The sequence below is a fragment of the Nitrosococcus wardiae genome, assembly GCF_004421105.1.
Lineage (GTDB): Bacteria > Pseudomonadota > Gammaproteobacteria > Nitrosococcales > Nitrosococcaceae > Nitrosococcus > Nitrosococcus wardiae.
Map to the genome: position 1 here is coordinate 2,829,217 of NZ_CP038033.1, position 18,196 is coordinate 2,847,412.

The 18,196-nt window shown below is 48.0% G+C and carries 19 protein-coding genes and 1 tRNA gene; all 20 read left to right on the plus strand.

From position 1 onward, the window contains the following. Positions 1–65: 65 nt before the first annotated feature. The 20 genes from E3U44_RS13440 to mltG all read left to right on the plus strand — a co-directional run bounded on the left by E3U44_RS13440 (position 66) and on the right by mltG (position 18,193). A complete protein-coding gene (locus tag E3U44_RS13440) occupies positions 66–584 on the plus strand; it encodes a hypothetical protein (protein ID WP_240761477.1) in 519 nt (172 codons plus the stop codon). Further along, entirely contained in the window at positions 581–997 is a 417-nt protein-coding gene (locus E3U44_RS13445) for a hypothetical protein (protein ID WP_206054799.1), read from the plus strand. Before E3U44_RS13440 ends, E3U44_RS13445 begins: the two co-directional genes overlap by 4 nt. A 167-nt stretch (positions 998–1,164) precedes the next feature. Next, positions 1,165–1,250, plus strand: a tRNA-Leu gene (locus tag E3U44_RS13450). A gap of 74 nt (positions 1,251–1,324) precedes the next feature. After that, positions 1,325–2,656, plus strand: coding sequence for a trigger factor (gene tig / locus E3U44_RS13455; RefSeq protein ID WP_134358660.1), 1,332 nt, complete (start codon positions 1,325–1,327; stop codon positions 2,654–2,656). 60 nt (positions 2,657–2,716) lie between these two features. After that, positions 2,717–3,328 (plus strand): ATP-dependent Clp endopeptidase proteolytic subunit ClpP, encoded by a 612-nt coding sequence (gene clpP, locus E3U44_RS13460; RefSeq protein ID WP_134358661.1) that lies wholly within the window; start codon positions 2,717–2,719, stop codon positions 3,326–3,328. Between the two features lie 86 nt (positions 3,329–3,414). Continuing rightward, entirely contained in the window at positions 3,415–4,689 is a 1,275-nt protein-coding gene (clpX, locus tag E3U44_RS13465; protein ID WP_013034009.1) for an ATP-dependent Clp protease ATP-binding subunit ClpX, read from the plus strand. A gap of 224 nt (positions 4,690–4,913) precedes the next feature. Further along, complete coding sequence (gene lon, locus E3U44_RS13470) at positions 4,914–7,358, plus strand: endopeptidase La (RefSeq protein WP_134358662.1); 2,445 nt, start codon at positions 4,914–4,916, stop codon at positions 7,356–7,358. A gap of 43 nt (positions 7,359–7,401) precedes the next feature. After that, complete coding sequence (locus E3U44_RS13475) at positions 7,402–8,007, plus strand: SPOR domain-containing protein (RefSeq protein WP_134358663.1); 606 nt, start codon at positions 7,402–7,404, stop codon at positions 8,005–8,007. Beyond that, on the plus strand, positions 8,008–8,514 hold the full coding sequence (locus tag E3U44_RS13480) for a CvpA family protein (RefSeq protein ID WP_240761479.1): 507 nt from the start codon (positions 8,008–8,010) through the stop codon (positions 8,512–8,514). A 25-nt stretch (positions 8,515–8,539) separates the two neighbouring features. Continuing rightward, the gene (gene purF, locus E3U44_RS13485) at positions 8,540–10,051 is read left to right on the plus strand and encodes an amidophosphoribosyltransferase (RefSeq protein ID WP_134358664.1); all 1,512 of its coding nucleotides are present in this window, start codon (positions 8,540–8,542) and stop codon (positions 10,049–10,051) included. Positions 10,052–10,103: 52 nt separating this feature from the next. Continuing rightward, positions 10,104–10,655, plus strand: coding sequence for a YceD family protein (locus tag E3U44_RS13490; protein ID WP_134358665.1), 552 nt, complete (start codon positions 10,104–10,106; stop codon positions 10,653–10,655). 47 nt (positions 10,656–10,702) lie between these two features. Further along, positions 10,703–10,900: a 50S ribosomal protein L32 gene (rpmF, locus tag E3U44_RS13495; RefSeq protein WP_134358666.1), complete on the plus strand. Its 198-nt coding sequence runs from the start codon at positions 10,703–10,705 to the stop codon at positions 10,898–10,900. A gap of 13 nt (positions 10,901–10,913) precedes the next feature. Beyond that, a complete protein-coding gene (gene plsX, locus E3U44_RS13500) occupies positions 10,914–11,936 on the plus strand; it encodes a phosphate acyltransferase PlsX (protein WP_134358667.1) in 1,023 nt (340 codons plus the stop codon). Beyond that, positions 11,933–12,901 (plus strand): beta-ketoacyl-ACP synthase III, encoded by a 969-nt coding sequence (locus E3U44_RS13505; protein ID WP_134358668.1) that lies wholly within the window; start codon positions 11,933–11,935, stop codon positions 12,899–12,901. The genes plsX and E3U44_RS13505 overlap by 4 nt, the downstream gene beginning before the upstream one ends. A gap of 12 nt (positions 12,902–12,913) precedes the next feature. Continuing rightward, positions 12,914–13,855 (plus strand): ACP S-malonyltransferase, encoded by a 942-nt coding sequence (fabD, locus tag E3U44_RS13510; RefSeq protein ID WP_134358669.1) that lies wholly within the window; start codon positions 12,914–12,916, stop codon positions 13,853–13,855. Between the two features lie 3 nt (positions 13,856–13,858). Further along, positions 13,859–14,602, plus strand: coding sequence for a 3-oxoacyl-ACP reductase FabG (gene fabG, locus E3U44_RS13515; protein WP_134358670.1), 744 nt, complete (start codon positions 13,859–13,861; stop codon positions 14,600–14,602). 109 nt (positions 14,603–14,711) lie between these two features. Continuing rightward, the gene (gene acpP, locus E3U44_RS13520; protein WP_134358671.1) at positions 14,712–14,948 is read left to right on the plus strand and encodes an acyl carrier protein; all 237 of its coding nucleotides are present in this window, start codon (positions 14,712–14,714) and stop codon (positions 14,946–14,948) included. 93 nt (positions 14,949–15,041) lie between these two features. Then, positions 15,042–16,286 carry a beta-ketoacyl-ACP synthase II gene (fabF, locus tag E3U44_RS13525; RefSeq protein ID WP_134359848.1) on the plus strand — a complete coding sequence of 415 codons (1,245 nt, stop codon included), beginning with the start codon at positions 15,042–15,044 and terminating at the stop codon, positions 16,284–16,286. 33 nt (positions 16,287–16,319) lie between these two features. Further along, positions 16,320–17,132 carry an aminodeoxychorismate lyase gene (pabC, locus tag E3U44_RS13530; RefSeq protein WP_134358672.1) on the plus strand — a complete coding sequence of 271 codons (813 nt, stop codon included), beginning with the start codon at positions 16,320–16,322 and terminating at the stop codon, positions 17,130–17,132. 35 nt (positions 17,133–17,167) lie between these two features. Next, complete coding sequence (mltG, locus tag E3U44_RS13535; RefSeq protein WP_134358673.1) at positions 17,168–18,193, plus strand: endolytic transglycosylase MltG; 1,026 nt, start codon at positions 17,168–17,170, stop codon at positions 18,191–18,193. Positions 18,194–18,196 lie beyond the last annotated feature (3 nt).

Here is an 18,196-nt window from a genome sequence, read left to right on the forward strand (position 1 = left end):
TTATTATATTTTAAATTTTATCCGTAGGTGGCGAAGCATCGATTATTATGCCCATAAGAGCTCCAGTGGTTTGGCTATTGATACTTGCTTTTTTAGTTCTTTTCCTAATCCCTCCCAGATATCGCCTCCAGGTGTTAGGGAGCTTTATTTTACTGACTTTAATTGGATTCTTACTCTCACAGCCGGGGGAAAAAAGATTAGAGGAGTTTAGAAATCTTGTTTCCATTGAGCAGGTGAAATTTATCGATATTGAGCTGCAACGCAGCCCTGGAGTAGGTCAAAAGCTGGTTGGAAAGGTTTTAAACCATTCACCTTCTTATGCGTTGACCGGGCTTGGTGTTCAACTGATCATCAAGGACTGCATTGGAAGTGACGACACATCCGAAGAAGACTGTATTGTCTTAGAAGACGTACAGATACATTTACCGCTGTTTGTTCCGCCTCAAGAGGAAGGAAAATTTGAAAAGCGTTTGTATCTGAGAGAATTACATATACAAGGGTATAAGCAATGGGAATACACGGTCCTTTATACCGAGACCAAGCAGCGAGAATTTTGGGAAAAGATTCCTTTTTTCCAGGATTGAAGGTCTTTTTTGGGTTAGTCTGGATCAGTTGGCTGGTGGGGTGTGCCGGTGGACTGACCAAGGAGCGTCTCGTTACCCTTGAGGACGCGATTCAGGCCTATGCTTCTGGCGTGCGCTGGCAACACCAGGAGCTGCTGAGCACCTTGATACGCCCGCAGAATGGGCAACCTAAACCTATTTCCCAAGGATTTTGGGACAACGTTCGAGTCACTGGGTATGAAATTCACAGGCGCCAGTTATCGGAAGATGCATTAACGGCTGAAGTAACCATTGAATTTGATTATTATCACCCCGATGATAGCTTAATTCGGAAGCACACCACCCAGCAAAGCTGGTGGTATGAGGTGGAATCGAGGCGTTGGTTTTTAGATGGGGGGTTGCCAAACTTTGCAAAAGTCTCCTCTTCCTATTGAACTTGAGCCTCAGAGGGGGTACGCGGGAAGGTTCTGAGCCAGTATACTATGAGTGATGGCGGCATCTATCATCGCTTGGGCTTCCTAGTTATGGGAACTTTAACTGCTCATTGATTTTGAAAAATATGCTATATATGTGTTAATAATGCCGTTAATAGCACAATCCTGCGAAAGTGGCGGAATCGGTAGACGCGCTGGTTTTAGGTACCAGTGGGGTAATCCCGTGAGAGTTCGAGTCTCTCCTTTCGCACCAATAAACGTCCCTGCCAGATTCCTCTTCTGAGCAGAGATAAGTCATCAAAAACAAGAGGTTGAGGTGATATATTTATGCAGGTCACGGTAGAAGCGACCGGGGAGTTAGAGCGGCGCTTGACCATTACATTGCCGGGGGGGGATTTCGAAAATAAAGTTCAAGAACGCTTGCGGTCTATGGCACCGCGGGTGAAAATGGATGGTTTTCGCCCTGGAAAAGTTCCCTATAAGGTAGTGGAACGTCGGTACGGTCCTGCTGTGCGTCAGGAAGTGCTGGACGAATTTGTCCAAAATAGCTTCCGTGATGCTATCAAGCAAGAATCCCTGCGTCCTGCTGGACCGCCGCGGATTGAACCGTCTCAGTGGGAAGCAGGTAAGCCTTTTGAGTACACCGCAACCTTTGAGGTATTGCCCGATATCGAATCTATCAATCTTGAAGGGATTCAGGTTAAGCGACCACAAGCTGAAGTGACGGATAAGGATATTGATAGCGTTCTGGAGAAGCTGCGGGATCAACACGTAGAGTGGGAACCAGTGGACCGTCCTGCCCAAGAAACTGACGGAGTGACCATTACTTATCACGGTACCCTTGAAGGGGAGCCTTTCCCGGGAGGAAGCAAAGAAGATTTCTTTGCTATCTTGGGTAAAGGGACCATGCTCAAGGAATTTGAAGAGCATCTAGTCGGCGCTGAAAAGGGTCAAGAGCTTGCTTTCGAGGTTACCTTTCCGGAAGGTTATGGTAGTCAAGAGTTGGCTGGAAGAAAGGTGGACTTTGTAGTGAAGGTCACCTCGGTAGCAGCACCGCGGTTGCCAGAAATTAATGAGGATTTTGCGGAAAAGCTTGGTATCAAAGAGGGCGGGGTAGAAGCCTTGCGCCAAGAAATTAAGGCCTCGATGATACGGAACTTGGAGCAGACCATCCGTGACCGTGTGCGAGATCAAGTGATGGATGGCCTCTTGGCCGCGAATCCTATCACTTTGCCAACGTCTTTGGTGGAAGAGGAAGCCCAAGCCTTACGGGAACAGACCCAAGCTAATTTGGCTAGACAGGGGATTAAGACCCAAGAGCTTCCTGTGGATGAAGCGCTATTCACACAACAGGCGCGTAGGCGTGTGGCTTTAAGGTTAATTCTGGGGACGCTCTTGGAAAAAAAAGGAATTAAGGCAGATCCGGATAATGTAAAACAAAGAATCACGGAGCTTGCTGCGAGCTATGAAGATCCAGAAGAATTTTCTCGGTGGATATTGAGTGATAGAGAGCGTTTATCCGAGATTGAAGGGGCTGTTTTAGAGGGGCAAATCGTAGATTGGGTGTTGGACCAGGTTGAGGTTTTAGATGAACCGATGAGCTTTGAAGAGGCGGTAAATCCCCCTGTTTCATCACCAGAGGAGAAAATTTCGGATTAATAAGGTGGTTTAAAAATATTTGAACTGCCACTAGGATGAAGACTTAAAGGTAGAAAATGCATGGCTGATAGCCTTAATACTTTAGTTCCGATGGTCGTGGAACAAACGGCCCGTGGAGAGCGCGCTTACGATATCTACTCCCGGCTACTAAAGGAACGAGTAGTATTCTTAGTAGGGCCAGTAGAGGATCATATGGCGAATTTGGTTGTTGCCCAATTGCTTTTTTTGGAATCCGAGAACCCTGATAAAGATATTCATCTATATATTAATTCTCCAGGGGGTTCGGTTACTGCTGGGCTATCTGTTTATGATACCATGCAATTTATTAAACCAGATGTGAGTACCCTCTGCATTGGGCAAGCGGCTAGCATGGGCGCGGTTTTACTGACTGGAGGGACACAGGGGAAACGCCACTGCTTACCCCATTCACGGCTTCTTATCCATCAACCCTTGGGTGGGTTTCAGGGGCAAGCCGCGGATATTGATATTCATGCTCGGGAAATTATATCGGTTCGAGAGCGTTTAAATCATATTTTAGCCAAACATACGGGGCAACCTATTGAGAAAATCCAACGGGATACTGATCGTGATTATTTTATGAGCGCAAACGAATCGGTGGCCTACGGATTGGTTGACTCAGTGCTTCAGCAGCGTGGTGAGACATCTCTCTAGGAAATCTGGATATTAGGGAACCACAGAACTTAGCTAGAACTCTAATGGGTTAGATTAAGACCACATATCTGTAGGAAAGATAAGTCATGAGTAACGACAAACCCCGCAGAGGTGACGACGATAGACTGCTTTACTGCTCTTTTTGTGGAAAGAGCCAGCATGAAGTGCGAAAATTAATAGCAGGTCCCTCTGTTTTCATCTGCGATGAGTGTGTCGAACTTTGCAACGACATCATTCGTGAGGAAATGCAGGACAGGCTTTCCTCGGGTAAGAGTAGCCATCTTCCCACGCCCCATGAAATTAGGGACATTCTGAATCAGTATGTAATCGGTCAGAATCGTGCCAAGAAGGTATTATCGGTGGCCGTTTACAATCACTATAAGCGCCTTCAGTTGGGCAAAAAGAACGATGACGTTGAGTTATCGAAAAGCAATATCTTGCTAATTGGCCCTACGGGCAGTGGTAAAACGCTGCTTGCCGAGACTTTAGCGCGTTTATTAGATGTTCCATTTACTATTGCTGATGCTACCACCCTCACGGAAGCGGGTTATGTAGGCGAGGATGTGGAGAACATCATCCAAAAATTGCTACAAAAATGCGATTATGATGTTGAGAAAGCCCAGACAGGCATTGTTTATATCGATGAAATAGATAAGATTTCCCGTAAATCGGATAATCCCTCTATCACCCGTGACGTCTCTGGTGAGGGGGTACAACAGGCTTTATTGAAGCTTATCGAAGGAACTATAGCTTCTGTGCCACCCCAGGGGGGACGAAAGCACCCTCAACAAGAATTTTTACAAGTCAATACGGCAAACATCCTTTTTATTTGTGGCGGTGCCTTTGCTGGCCTTGAGAAGATTATTCGAGACCGCTCTAAAAAAGGGGGAATTGGCTTTTCCGCTGAGGTCAAGAGCGTAGAAGATAAGCGGAGTATGGGGGAGATCTTGCAGGCCGTTGAGCCAGAGGATCTGATCAAGTATGGCTTGATCCCTGAGTTCGTAGGTCGGATGCCAGTGGTTGCCACCTTAGATGAATTGGATGAAGCCGCGCTTATCCGTATTCTTACAGAGCCGAAGAATGCCTTAACCAAGCAGTTTGCCCGTTTATTTGAAATGGAGAACAGCAAAGTTGAATTCCGTGAAGATGCGTTGCGGGCAGTTGCAGCTAAGGCCATGGAGCGGAAAACTGGTGCGCGAGGATTGCGTTCGATCCTTGAAAATGTTCTACTCGATACAATGTACGATCTCCCTTCGATGGACCATGTGAGCAAAGTGGTTATCGATGAGAGTGTCGTTAAAGGGGAGGCAGAGCCGTTGCTGATTTATGAGAATCAGGAAACTAAGGCAGCATCTGATTAAAATGAGCGGTAACTTTTGAGATATTCTAGGGTGCCCTCGTTACGCCACTTGATATTGGGCTTGATACCCCCCATATAAAGAAATGGGGCCCTTCCTGCTTTGGCAAATCCCCATATCGGCTAAGGCCTATCTTTTATAATGTCTAGAATCGTATTCTGACAATTAGCCGACAGCCGAAACCTAATTTTCTAGCCTATTTTCCAAATATATTGAGGTTTTCTAGCATGGAAAAAGACAGCACGAAAACCGATGTAGGGGTAGATGAAACCAAAGGATTCTCTACACCGGTGTTGCCATTGCGTGATGTCGTTGTTTATCCCTATATGGTGATTCCTCTCTTTGTTGGCCGTGAAAAATCTATCAGAGCACTTGAATCAGCTATTGAAACTAATCAGCAGATATTGCTGGTTGCTCAGAAGAATCCTGCCCAGGATGATCCTCAGCCTGAGGATATTTACGGTATCGGGACCTTAGCCAATATCCTGCAATTGCTTAAACTTCCTGACGGAACGGTTAAAGTGCTTGTAGAAGGCAGTGAGCGCGCCCGGATTCGCCAATACACGAATAGGGAAGATTATTTTTGCGCGCAGTTATTTCATTATAAAAATATTGGAGAAGACGACCGGGAAACAGAAGTTCTTAGTCGCTCTCTCCTTAATCAATTTGAGCAGTACGTTAAACTCAACAAAAAGGTTCCTCCTGAGATTCTGTCTTCGCTCTCGAGTATTGATGATTCAGGCCGCTTGGCAGATACTATTGCCGCTCATATGGCACTTAAAATCGAAGAAAAGCAGGCTATTCTAGAAATTAATAATGTCCGGGAACGTTTAGAACATTTGTTAGGTCTTTTGGAATCCGAAATTGATATCCTGCAAGTAGAGAAACGTATTCGTGGCCGTGTTAAGCGGCAAATGGAAAAAAGCCAGCGTGAGTATTACCTCAATGAGCAAATGAAGGCTATTCAAAAGGAGTTGGGCGAGCTTGAAGATGTACCCAACGAAATCGAGGAGCTCACCAATAAGATTGAAAAGGCGGGCATGCCAAAGGAAGTTAAGGCTAAAGCGGTAGCGGAGTTAAACAAGCTGCAGATGATGTCGCCCATGTCGGCGGAAGCAACCGTAGTGCGCAATTATATCGATTGGCTGATTAGCGTGCCTTGGAAAAAACGGAATCGGGTCCGTTTGGATCTAGCCAAAGCAGAGACGGTACTTGAGGCCGATCACCACGGCTTAGAAAAAGTTAAGGAACGGATCCTTGAATATCTTGCTGTGCAGCAACGAGTCAAGCAATCCAAAGGACCTGTGCTCTGCTTAGTAGGTCCTCCAGGGGTAGGGAAAACCTCCATTGCACGTTCCATTGCGCGGTCGACCAACCGTAAATTTGTTCGTATGTCTTTGGGAGGAGTCCGAGACGAGGCTGAGATCCGGGGACATCGCCGGACCTATATTGGTTCAATGCCAGGCAAAATTATTCAAAATTTAGCGAAGAACGGCACTCGTAACCCTCTATTTTTGCTGGATGAAGTCGATAAGATGGCTATGGACTTTCGTGGCGATCCTGCATCAGCCCTATTAGAAGTCCTGGATCCAGAACAAAATCATGCTTTTAATGATCATTATCTAGAAGTAGATTATGATCTCTCTGAAGTTATGTTCGTGACTACTGCGAATACCTTAAATATCCCAGGACCGCTACTTGATCGGATGGAAGTCATCCGGATCTCTGGTTACACCGAGGATGAAAAGGTTAATATTGCGACCCGTTACCTGATTCCAAAATCAATCAAGGCCAATGGCCTCAGGGAAGGTGAGCTTACCCTTTCTGATGCTGCCGTGAGGGATATCATCCGTTACTATACCAGGGAAGCCGGAGTCCGTAATTTGGAGAGGGAGATTTCCAAGATTTGTCGGAAGGTAGTTAAGCGGGTTCAACTAAAACCAAAGACCAAAAAAGTAGCGGTCAATACCCGTAATCTAGATGCTTTCTTGGGGGTTAGGCAATATCGCTTTGGTCGGGCTGAGGAGCAAGACCGGGTAGGTCAAGTGACAGGGTTGGCCTGGACAGAAGCAGGAGGGGATCTGCTTACAATCGAATCTGCGGTGATGCCGGGAAAAGGAAAAGCGACTTACACTGGGCAGTTGGGTGACGTTATGCAGGAATCAATCCAGGCAGCAACCACGGTAGTGCGTCACCGGGCTGAGCTGTTAGGCGTTGATCCAGATTTTTATCAAAATTATGACATCCATATCCATGTTCCAGAAGGCGCTATTCCTAAAGATGGTCCGAGCGCGGGAATCGGTATGTGTACAGCTTTGGTTTCGGCTCTAACCAATATTCCTGTACATGCCAATGTGGCTATGACGGGGGAAATTACCTTGCGTGGTGAAGTATTGCCTATTGGTGGAGTTAAGGAAAAGCTGCTCGCAGCCTTGCGCGGTGGAATTGAAATCGTCTTAATTCCGGAAGAAAATTGTAAAGATCTGGCTGAAATTCCTAAAAATATTACTCAAAATCTTGATATTCGCTCAGTAAAGTGGATCGAAGATGTACTTGCGATTGCTCTACAGCACATGCCGGAGGCCAAAAAGAGCAATGATGACTCCATTATGAACGATGAAAAGAAAACGATAGGGCGTCGAGGAAAATCAGCCTCGGTAAGGACCCATTGAAATTTAGAATTAAAGTATTATAGATTTTAGCAGTGTACTTACCGTGCTGGAACAAAATCTAAAGCAACGGTTGCTCGGGGCGGCAGTATTGATAGGGGTGGGGATCATTGTGATCCCTTTTCTCTTGGGGGAACCCACCGATATTACTCTCCAATCTGAACGCCAAGGGTATGTTGAAGCACATGAAAGTTCCCTACCCGAAAGGGAGGTTCCATCAAATACACGGAAAAACTCTGCGTTTGTCTCTGCGGTTAAGTGGTTACCCGAGCAAAATAGACAGGAACTGTCAAATCCTGAGGGATCCGGCCAGGAGGAAGCGCTTTCTTCACCGTTGCCGACTAGGGAGACAACTTTGAGTGCTTCAACAGAACCAGCCCATTCCTCCGTCTCTGGATCTCCAGAGATCGTGGGGGGCTGGTTTATCCAAATAGGCAGTTTTACCCATCAGAAAAATGCGCTAAGAATGCGCAACGATGCGGCTTCTTCTGGCTATAGGGTGTTTATCAAAACTATAAAAAACGGAACAAAGACAGTTTACAAGGTCCGGGTAGGTCCTGAGAGAGATAAGGTGCGTGCTACAGAGCTAAAGGAAGAATTAGAAGGTCAGATGCAGATCAAGGCTTTTATTGTTTCACCCTCTAATGGTTGAATGAGGGAAAAGCTCTTGATCTGGGTGGATTACCTAATTGTTGGAATTGTTTTAATATCAGGGCTTATCAGCTTGGCTAGGGGGTTTGTCAAAGAGACTGTGTCCCTAGCTGCTTGGATATTGGCTTTTTGGGTGGCTTTGGGTTTCTCGCCCGAGGTTGCCGAATGGCTTGCCGAACTGATCTCGGTTCCACCTTCATTGCGGTTAGCCATTGCCTTTTTTTTGCTCTGGTTAGTAACTTTATTACTTGCGGCGACGATTAATTATCTTCTAGCCAAACTAGTGCAAACAACAGGTTTAACGGGTACAGATCGAATGCTGGGTGTTATCTTTGGTATTGCCCGTGGGGTAGCTATTGTGACGGTGTTAGTTCTTTTGGCTGGAATGACTCCGATGCCGAAAGACTCATGGTGGCAAGATTCCCAATTGCTCAATTATTTTCAGAGGCTAGCTCTTTGGGCACGGAGCTTCATGCCCCCTGATATCGCCGGACATATTCAATTTTAAATAACCCATATGAAGGATAGATAAGATGTGCGGCATCATTGGCATTGTGGGTAATGGGGAGGTCAATCAAACCCTGTATGATGGTCTTACGGTATTACAGCATCGAGGGCAAGATGCGGCGGGTATTGTGACCTATGATAAGGGGCGATTATATCTACGCAAAGATAATGGTCTGGTTAAGGACGTTTTCCAAACCCACCATATGTTAATGCTTAAGGGCAATATGGGAATGGGCCACGTTCGTTATCCTACCGCAGGCTGCTCCTCTTCGGCTGAGGCCCAGCCCTTTTACGTGAATTCCCCCTACGGAATTACTTTTGCCCACAACGGCAACCTGACCAACTCGGAGGAGCTAAAGCAGGCGCTTTTTCGGGCAGATAGGCGACATATCAATACCAACTCTGATTCAGAAGTATTGCTTAATGTGCTTGCCCATGAGTTGCAGCAACTCAACAAAATGCGCATCATGCCGAGCGATCTGTTCACTGCGGTCAGCCAGGTGCACCGACGTTGTCGGGGAGCCTATGCAGTCGTGGCGATGGTTGCAGGCTACGGTATACTGGCTTTTCGGGATCCTTATGGGATTCGACCCCTGGTTTTTGGTAAGCGCGAAGGAGCGAGTAAAACTGAATATATTGTAGCCTCTGAGAGTGTGGCGATTGATGCCCTGGGGTATGAATTGGTTCGTGATGTGGCGCCAGGAGAAGCCATTTTTATTGATATGAATGGTAAATTTTATGCCTGGCAATGTGCCGACAATTCGATGTATTCCCCCTGTATTTTCGAGTATGTTTATCTGGCCCGACCTGATTCGATGATTGATGATGTTTCGGTGCATAAATCCCGTATGCGAATGGGAGAAAAACTTGCGCAAAAAATATTGCGGGAGCGTCCGGATCACGATATTGATGTCGTTATCCCTATCCCCGATACCAGCCGTAGTGCAGCTTTGCAGCTGGCCTATGCTTTAGGAGTGGTATACCGGGAAGGTTTTATCAAGAATCGGTACATCGGTCGAACCTTTATCATGCCTGGTCAGAAACAGCGAAAAAAATCGGTTCGTCAAAAGCTTAATCCTATTGATTTGGAATTCAAGGGCAAAAATGTGTTGCTGGTAGATGATTCTATCGTCCGAGGGACGACTTCCCAACAGATTATCCAGATGGCGCGAGAAGCGGGTGCCCGCAAGGTGTATTTTGCTTCAGCGTCCCCTCCTGTGCGCTATCCTAATGTCTATGGTATTGATATGCCCGCAGCAAGTGAATTGGTGGCCCATGGTCGTACCGAGCAAGAAGTTGCCGATATTCTAGGTGCAGATTGGCTAATCTACCAGGATCTGCTAGACCTTGTCGAAGCGGTTCGTAAGCGTAATCCTGCTCTCACTTGTTTTGACACCTCGTGTTTTACCGGCAATTATATTACGGGTGACGTTAATCCGGAGTATCTAAAGCAACTGGAAATCCAACGCTCGGACAGCGCTAAGTGGGTCCAGGAAGAACGTGATATGAATATCATTGAGCTTTATAATACGGCGTAGTTAATGTTTTGACAGCAGTGGCGCTGCTCGTTAAAATTCCCCGTTTTGTTGTATGGTGAAAAACTTACCGGATCGTGTATCGCCTTGGCAGTTGGCGCGGTCTGGCCAAGCGCTTAAAGGGCGGGTGCCCTTTACTCAGATGCCGCAACTAGGGTCGGAGATCCTCAATAGGAAAGATTTTGCTGAGGTTGAGCTAGCGTTTGATTGTGACGAGCAAGGTTGCTGCTTTGCCCAAGAGCACATCAAAGCGGACCTACAGTTGAGTTGTCAACGCTGTTTACAACCGGTAGAGATTAAGCTGGATACCCAAACACAATTTGGCTTAATGGTGGTTGAGTCGGAAATCCACCGTTGGCCTGATGAATATGAACCATGGATTGTAAAACCGGAAGAGACCGCATCCCTATGGAGCCTGGTGGAAGAGGAATTACTTCTAGCACTCCCCATCGTAGTCAGGCATCCTGTTGGTGAATGTCCTCGGGGTGAAGTCCCCCAGTTGTTGGCGGATCAAGATAAACAAGAAGAGCAAACAACATCCCAGCAAAAGTCAAATCCCTTTGCGATCCTTAAAAATTTCAAAACGAAAGACAAGCGCGAGACATAAAATAGCAACGATGTGCGTCCACCCATGTAAATTTAAGGAGCATTACCATGGCTGTTCAGCAAAACAAGAAAACCCCTTCTAAGCGGGGTATGCGCCGAGCCCATGATGGGCTGCGTAAACCTACTCTCTCTGTAGACGCCTCCTCTGGAGAAACCCACCGCCGGCATCACATTACCCCAGATGGTTACTATCGGGGCAAAAGGGTGCTGGTCAGTAAGAGTGAAGCCGAAGCCGAAGAAGAATAAAGGCGCTCCAGCATTGAGTGTAACAATTGCGTTAGATGCCATGGGGGGTGATCATGGCCCCCAAGTGGTGGTTCCTGCTGCCCTTAAGGTCCTCTCTGAAATGGAGGACGTGAGGTTGATTCTGACCGGGGATCAAGACCTGCTATGTGGCTTGGTGGCAGCACACCATGGAACACTAGGGGCGCGTTTAATCGTACAACATGCTTCGCAAAAAGTTGAAATGGATGAGGCGCCTTCGCAAGCCTTGCGGACCAAAAAAGATTCTTCCATGCGGGTAGCCATTAACCTGGTCAAGAGCGGGAAGGCTGATGCCTGTGTCAGCGCAGGCAATACCGGTGCCTTGATGGCTATCGCCCGCTTTGTACTTAAGACTCTCCCTGGGATCGACCGACCTGCCATTGTTTCTGCTCTGCCAACAATCCAAGGGCATTGCTACATGCTAGACTTGGGCGCTAATGTAGATTCCAGCGCTGAGAATCTGTATCAGTTCGCGCTGATGGGTTCGGTGTTAGCCAGTGCTATTGATAATGTCCCAGAACCTTCGATAGGGCTATTAAATATTGGCACCGAAGTTATCAAAGGTAATGAGCAAATCAAACAGGCAGGCCGCATGCTCACCCAGAGCCATTTGAATTATGTGGGGTTTGTGGAAGGAGATGATGTTTACGAAGGTTGCGTTGATGTGGTTGTCTGTGATGGTTTTGTGGGGAATGTAGCATTGAAATCCAGCGAAGGGGTCGCGCGAATGGTACGCTATTACCTGCGAGAGTCCTTCCAACGCAACTTTTTGACCCGCCTGGCGGGTCTTCTTGTTCGACCGGTACTAAAAACTTTCCGAGAGCGGATGGATCCACGTCGCTACAATGGGGCGAATTTGCTGGGGCTTAATGGAGTAGTTATTAAAAGCCATGGCGGGGCAGATATAACGGCTTTTGCCCACGCCATCCGTATCGCTGTGATTGAGGCCCGCAAGGATGTGCCTAAACATATCAGTGCCCATATAGAGCCGTGGTTATTAGAAGGGCAAGCAGTTTGAGCTACGCCCGTATCATAGGGACCGGCGGGTGTCTTCCCGAAAGGGTGCTCACTAATGCTGATTTAGAGCGGATGGTAGAGACTTCTGATCAGTGGATCACCGAACGAACGGGAATTAAAAGCCGGCATGTGGTGGAGCCTGGGCAGACCGCTTGCGATCTTGCTGAATTAGCCGCTTGGCGTGCCATTGAAGCAGCGGATATTACACCCCCGGAAGTTGATCTTATCGTAGTAGCTACTACTACTCCTGATCGCGTCTTTCCAAGCACTGCCTGTTTGCTCCAACAACGCTTAGATATTCATGGCTGTGCTGCTTTTGATATTCAGGCTGTTTGTACAGGTTTTGTCTACGCTTTGGGAGTGGCTGAGAAATTTATCCGCACCGGCAGTGCTCGAACTGCCTTGGTTGTGGGGACAGAGACCTTATCTCGCATCGTTGACTGGACTGATCGCACTACCTGTGTGCTATTTGGTGATGGTGCGGGTGCAGTTGTACTTCAAGCTAGCCCGGAACCCGGAATACTTTCAACCCACCTTCATGCAGATGGTAGTTACCAACAACTCCTGACTGTGCCAGCTGGCATCTCTGAAGCCTATGAGTTGCTGAAACAAGGAGAGGCTTTCATTCAGATGCAAGGGAATGAGGTTTTCAAAATGGCGGTCCGAACTTTGGAACGCATCGTTGAGGAGACGTTAGCGGCTAACAATATGGATCAGCAGGAGATCGATTGGCTTATTCCTCATCAGGCTAATATCCGCATAATTGCCGCTACCGCTAAAAAGCTCAATCTTCCCATGGAACGGGTGGTCGTTACTGTCGATACCCACGGCAATACTTCTGCGGCCTCTGTGCCTCTAGCCCTCGATATTGCCGTCCGTGATGGACGTATTAAACGGGGAGATACGCTTCTTCTTGAAGCCTTTGGTGGTGGCTTCACCTGGGGCTCTGCTTTGCTAATGTATTGAACCTTGATAAAGATGAATAAGCTAGCGTTTGTGTTTCCAGGGCAGGGGTCTCAAGCCATAGGAATGTTAGCTGACTTGGCCGAATCCAACCCCCAGGTCCGAGAGACTTTTGCCCAGGCTTCTGCCGTTCTTGAATATGATCTATGGCAGTTGGTACAGGCAGGACCTGAAGAAGACCTGAACCGCACTGATCGCACCCAACCGGCCATGTTGGCGGCAGGAGTAGCTGTTTGGCGGGTTTGGCGTGCTGCAGGAGGACGGTGCCCAGCTTTTATGGCAGGACACAGTTTAGGAGAGTATACGGCGCTGGTTTGTGCCGAAGCCATTGAGTTTGAAGCAGCGGTTGGGTTGGTTGCCGACCGAGGGCGTTACATGCTTGAGGCCGTATCACAAAAGGAAGGAGCGATGGCCGCTATTCTTGGCCTTTCTGATGAAGCGATCAAGGATGTTTGCAAACAAACTGCCCAGGGCCAGGTAGTAGAAGCTGTTAACTTTAATGCTCCAGGCCAAGTAGTGATCGCAGGGCACGCTGAGGCGGTTAACCGGGCAGTGGAAAAGGCTCGGAATATTGGAGCAAAGCGGGCCGTGACTCTTTCAGTGAGTGTTCCCTCCCATTGTCGACTCATGGAGCCCGCGGCAGAGCGGCTTCGCCAACGTCTCTCAGGGCTTGCCATTAAAACACCCTCTATTCCCGTAGTGAATAATGTAGATGTGGCTGTCAACCAAGATCCCCGGGCTATCACTGATGCCCTAACTCGTCAGTTGGATCATCCCGTGCGTTGGGTGGAGACCATCACTTGGCTAAGGTCCCAGGAGGTAAATACATGGGTTGAATGTGGGCCCGGCAAGGTGTTGACGGGGCTAAGCAGGAGAATTGATAAGTATATGGCAATGTTGCCAATTTACGATTCGGCCAGCCTTGAGAAAACACTGAAAATAACTGGAGGAGCATAATCAATGAAATTGGAAGGCAAAGTCGCTTTAGTAACAGGAACAAGCCGAGGTATCGGTCGAGCCATTGCCGAGGCACTTGCCCTCCAAGGAGCGACAGTTGCTGGAACAGCCACTTCAACAACAGGTGCGGATGGGTTTACTGCTTTTCTAGCGGAGCAGGGATGGCCAGGTGTCGGCGTGGTCTTAGATGTTTCCAAGCCCGACTCAATTGATTCAGCGTTAGCTGCAATAGCAGAGCAGTTAGGGGCTCCCGCCATTTTAGTAAATAATGCTGGTATTACCTGTGATAATTTGCTAATGCGTATGAAGGATGAGGAGTGGGAGAGCATCATTAATACTAACCTAACTTCTGTTTATCGCCTCTCGAAGGGATGCCTTCGGGGCATGATAAAAGCCCGTTGGGGACGTATTATCAATATCACCTCGGTAACGGGGGTGATGGGAAATGCGGGGCAAACCAATTATGCCGCCGCCAAAGCGGGTATGATAGGGTTCACCAAGGCTCTGGCGCGAGAGGTAGGCGCTCGTGGGGTTACCGTTAATGCCGTGGCACCAGGTTTTATCGACACCGATATGACTCGGGCTTTGGACAATTCTCAGCGGGAAGGATTACTGGCGCAAATTCCGCTAAATCGGTTAGGCAAAGCCCAGGAGGTTGCGGCTGCAGTGGCTTTTCTTGCAAGCCCAGAGGCGGGCTATATTACGGGAGAAACCCTGCATGTTAATGGCGGGCTCTATATGACTTAGTTGTGTCTGTGAGACTTGAAATAGATTATCTTGTGGCTTTAAGGGGTTACCGATAAACTAGCACCCGCAGTTAGGTCTGCGAGACTGTCTTTTGGAGGAATAAACTGCTATGAATGACATAGAAACCCGCGTTAAGGAAATCGTGGTTGAACAGCTGGGAGTGAATCCTGAGGAAGTGACTAATGAGTCATCTTTTGTAGATGATCTTGGTGCCGACTCATTAGATACCGTAGAACTTGTGATGGCGCTGGAAGAGGCGTTTGAATGTGAAATTCCTGATGAAGAGGCGGAGAAAATTTCCACGGTTCAAGAAGCGATTGACTATATTAAGGAACGTCAAGGGTAAGTATATTATTTATTAATCCGTAGTAAGAGGCCAGGCCGTATCATGGAAACACCGTATGCGGCCGCGTTTCTTTATTTAAAAGGGGGTAAATTGTTGTCTGACAGACGGGTTGTCGTTACCGGTCTCGGTACTGTTTGTCCAATGGGATTAAATGTTAAAGAATCTTGGACCAACATCTTGGCGGGTAAAAGTGGGATTGGACCCATTACCCATTTTGATGTGTCAAGTTTTTCTGTCCGTTTTGGGGGTGCAGTAAAGGGATTTGATGTGAGCCATTACCTTTCCCTTAAGGATGCCCGTAAGATGGACCCCTTTATTCACTACGGTGTTGCGGCGTCTAAACAGGCCATTGAAGATGCGGGGTTAGAGATTAATGAAGCCAATGCCACCCAGGTAGGAGTTGCCATTGGTTCAGGGATTGGTGGTTTACACGGCATTGAGCTGGGGCATGGGGCATATCTCCAGGGAGGACCAAGGAAGATTTCTCCCTTTTTTGTGCCGAGCAACATCATCAATATGATTGCTGGGAATTTATCTATCCTTTATGGAATGAAGGGCCCTAATATTGCTATTGTCACTGCTTGTACCACGGGAACTCACAATATCGGTGAGGCGATGCGGATCATCCAGCGGGGTGAGGCGGAAGTTATGATTGCCGGTGGTGCTGAAATGGCCACTTCTCCTACCGGTCTGGGTGGCTTTGCGTCCGCTCGTGCCTTATCCACCCGCAATGAGGATCCAGAAACTGCGAGCCGGCCTTGGGATAAAGACCGGGATGGTTTTGTCCTCAGTGACGGAGCAGGTGTTGTCGTCCTAGAGGAATTAGAACATGCTAAACGGCGAGGGGCCCAAATCTATGCCGAGGTAGTGGGTTTTGGGATGAGTGCTGATGCCTATCATATGACCCAACCACCAAAAGATGGTGAGGGCGCTGCCCGGTGCATGGTGAATGCGTTGAAAAATGCTCGTCTCAATGGGGAAGATGTGGATTATATCAATGCCCATGGTACCTCAACGCCTGCCGGTGATCGGGCTGAAACTTTGGCAGTTAAAGCCGTTTTAGGAGATCATGCTGAAAAGATTGCGGTCAGTTCTACCAAGTCTATGACGGGGCATTTGCTAGGTGCTGCCGGAGGGCTTGAGGCCATATTCTCGGTATTGGCTATCCGTGATCAGATCGCTCCTCCCACCATCAACATCTTCAATCTCGATCCAGAATGTGAAGGGTTAGATTATGTGCCGAATACCGCTCGAGAAATGAAGATTGAGACGGTTATTTCTAACTCTTTTGGTTTTGGTGGCACCAATGGATCTTTGGTCTTTCGTCAGCTAAAGTAAGATTTTAGCCTGTGGGGATCGACTTTATCTTCAATGATCCTTATCAATGGCCGGGCTACCTCTGAGATTGAGGTTACTGATCGAGGTCTGCAGTATGGCGATGGATTATTTGAGACTATCGCTGTCGTAAGCGGACGGGCTGTACTTTATGCCTCCCACTTAAAACGGCTAGAGGCAGATTGTCGCCGTTTAGCAATACCGGTACCCGAACGGGAAGTCCTTGATAAAGAGGTAGCTCATCTCTGTCAGGGGATCTCCCGGGGGGTGCTAAAAATCATCGTGACCCGGGGAAGTGGAGGCCGCGGCTATCGGTCGCCACCCCAGCCTCAACCGACCCGAATTCTTTCCATACATCCTTGGCCAGATTATCCGGCGATTTCTAGTGAATACGGGATAACTCTTCGAATTTGTCGGACTCCTTTAGGCCATAATCCCTACTTAGCGGGGATGAAACATCTTAGTCGGTTAGAGCAGGTTTTAGCCCGAAATGAGTGGGATGATCCAATGATCCCTGAAGGGGTGATGTTAGACCTTCAAGGGTACGTTATCGGGGGAACCATGAGCAACCTCTTCATTGTCCAAGAGGGTAATCTGCAAACTCCTGATTTAAGTAGCTGTGGAGTAGCTGGAGTTATGCGGGCGTTTATATTGGAGCAGGCCTTTGCTCTGGACTTAAAAGTGACGGTATGTTCACTAACGCTGTTAGATCTCAAAAGGGCAGAAGAGCTTTTTATTTGCAATAGCTTAATGGGGCTATGGCCGGTGCGCCGTTTTGAGGAAACTGAATATCCGTTAGGGTCAGTGACCCAGTGCCTACAACGTCGGATCTATAGCCAACTCTCCTGATACCGCTAAAAAGGGATACGCAACCCAGTAATATCATGCGCAAAAATTTTCTCTTTTCATTGGCTCTTTTCGGGTTTAGCGTGGGAGTGGCGGTGCTATGGGCAAAGTTTGAATACGACCGCTTCAATCACACCCCCCTTAACGTAAGCCAGGAAGGTTTGCAGCTGGTGATTCCGAGCGGTGCCACAGTACGCTCTGTGGCTACTGAACTTCATCAACAGGAAGCCCTAGAGCATCCTCTGTACTTGGTGTTGTTGGCCCGCTGGCAAGGCGTGGCTCGAAATATTAAGGCCGGTGAATATGATATTCAACCAGCAACAACACCACCGGAATTTCTGCGCCAAATTGTGGCAGGTAAGGTGAAGCAATACAGCTTGACCTTGGTAGAAGGATGGACTTTTTCGCAAGTGATGAAGGCTGTTCAAAACAGTCCTCATCTTCGGCAAACTTTGGGAGAAGTGACCCTTTCTGAGATGATGAAGCGTCTCGGTTATCCTGAAAAACATCCCGAGGGGAGGTTTTTCCCTGATACTTATTTCTTCCCTCGAGGCACCACTGACGTGGACTTTTTACGGCGTGCATACCAACTTATGGCAGAACACCTGGCGCGGGAGTGGGAGAATAGGGCTGCTGGGCTTCCTTATCAAAGTGCCTATGAAGCCTTGACTTTGGCCTCTATCGTGGAACGGGAAGCGGCATTACCTGAAGAACAGGCTCTGATTGCTGGAGTATTTGCCCGGCGCTTGCAAAAGGGGATGCGTCTACAGACCGATCCAACTGTGATTTATGGTCTAGGGGATCGCTTTGATGGGAATTTGCGGCATCGGGATTTAAGGGAAGACACACCTTATAATACCTATACTCGTTCTGGACTCCCCCCTACGCCCATTTGTATCCCTAGTCTTGGCGCATTGCAGGCTACCCTGCATCCTGCCGGAGGGGAAGCCTTATACTTTGTCGCCCGGGGGGATGGCAGCCATTATTTCTCTACCACCTTTGAAGAGCATAGGGCGGCGGTACAAACTTATCAATTGGGTAAGGGTAAACCGAATGGAAATTAGGAT

Excerpts from the sequence above, each read along its gene's own strand:
- fabD (WP_134358669.1), top strand. The coding sequence starts at position 12,914 with ATGAATAAGCTAGCGTTTGTGTTTCCAGGGCAGGGGTCTCAAGCCATA.
- clpP (WP_134358661.1), top strand. The coding sequence starts at position 2,717 with ATGGCTGATAGCCTTAATACTTTAGTTCCGATGGTCGTGGAACAAACG.
- acpP (WP_134358671.1), top strand. The coding sequence starts at position 14,712 with ATGAATGACATAGAAACCCGCGTTAAGGAAATCGTGGTTGAACAGCTG.
- pabC (WP_134358672.1), top strand. The coding sequence starts at position 16,320 with ATGATCCTTATCAATGGCCGGGCTACCTCTGAGATTGAGGTTACTGAT.
- mltG (WP_134358673.1), top strand. The coding sequence starts at position 17,168 with ATGCGCAAAAATTTTCTCTTTTCATTGGCTCTTTTCGGGTTTAGCGTG.
- rpmF (WP_134358666.1), top strand. The coding sequence starts at position 10,703 with ATGGCTGTTCAGCAAAACAAGAAAACCCCTTCTAAGCGGGGTATGCGC.
- tig (WP_134358660.1), top strand. The coding sequence starts at position 1,325 with ATGCAGGTCACGGTAGAAGCGACCGGGGAGTTAGAGCGGCGCTTGACC.
- lon (WP_134358662.1), top strand. The coding sequence starts at position 4,914 with ATGGAAAAAGACAGCACGAAAACCGATGTAGGGGTAGATGAAACCAAA.
- E3U44_RS13480 (WP_240761479.1), top strand. The coding sequence starts at position 8,008 with ATGAGGGAAAAGCTCTTGATCTGGGTGGATTACCTAATTGTTGGAATT.
- purF (WP_134358664.1), top strand. The coding sequence starts at position 8,540 with ATGTGCGGCATCATTGGCATTGTGGGTAATGGGGAGGTCAATCAAACC.
- clpX (WP_013034009.1), top strand. The coding sequence starts at position 3,415 with ATGAGTAACGACAAACCCCGCAGAGGTGACGACGATAGACTGCTTTAC.
- fabG (WP_134358670.1), top strand. The coding sequence starts at position 13,859 with ATGAAATTGGAAGGCAAAGTCGCTTTAGTAACAGGAACAAGCCGAGGT.
- E3U44_RS13490 (WP_134358665.1), top strand. The coding sequence starts at position 10,104 with ATGGTGAAAAACTTACCGGATCGTGTATCGCCTTGGCAGTTGGCGCGG.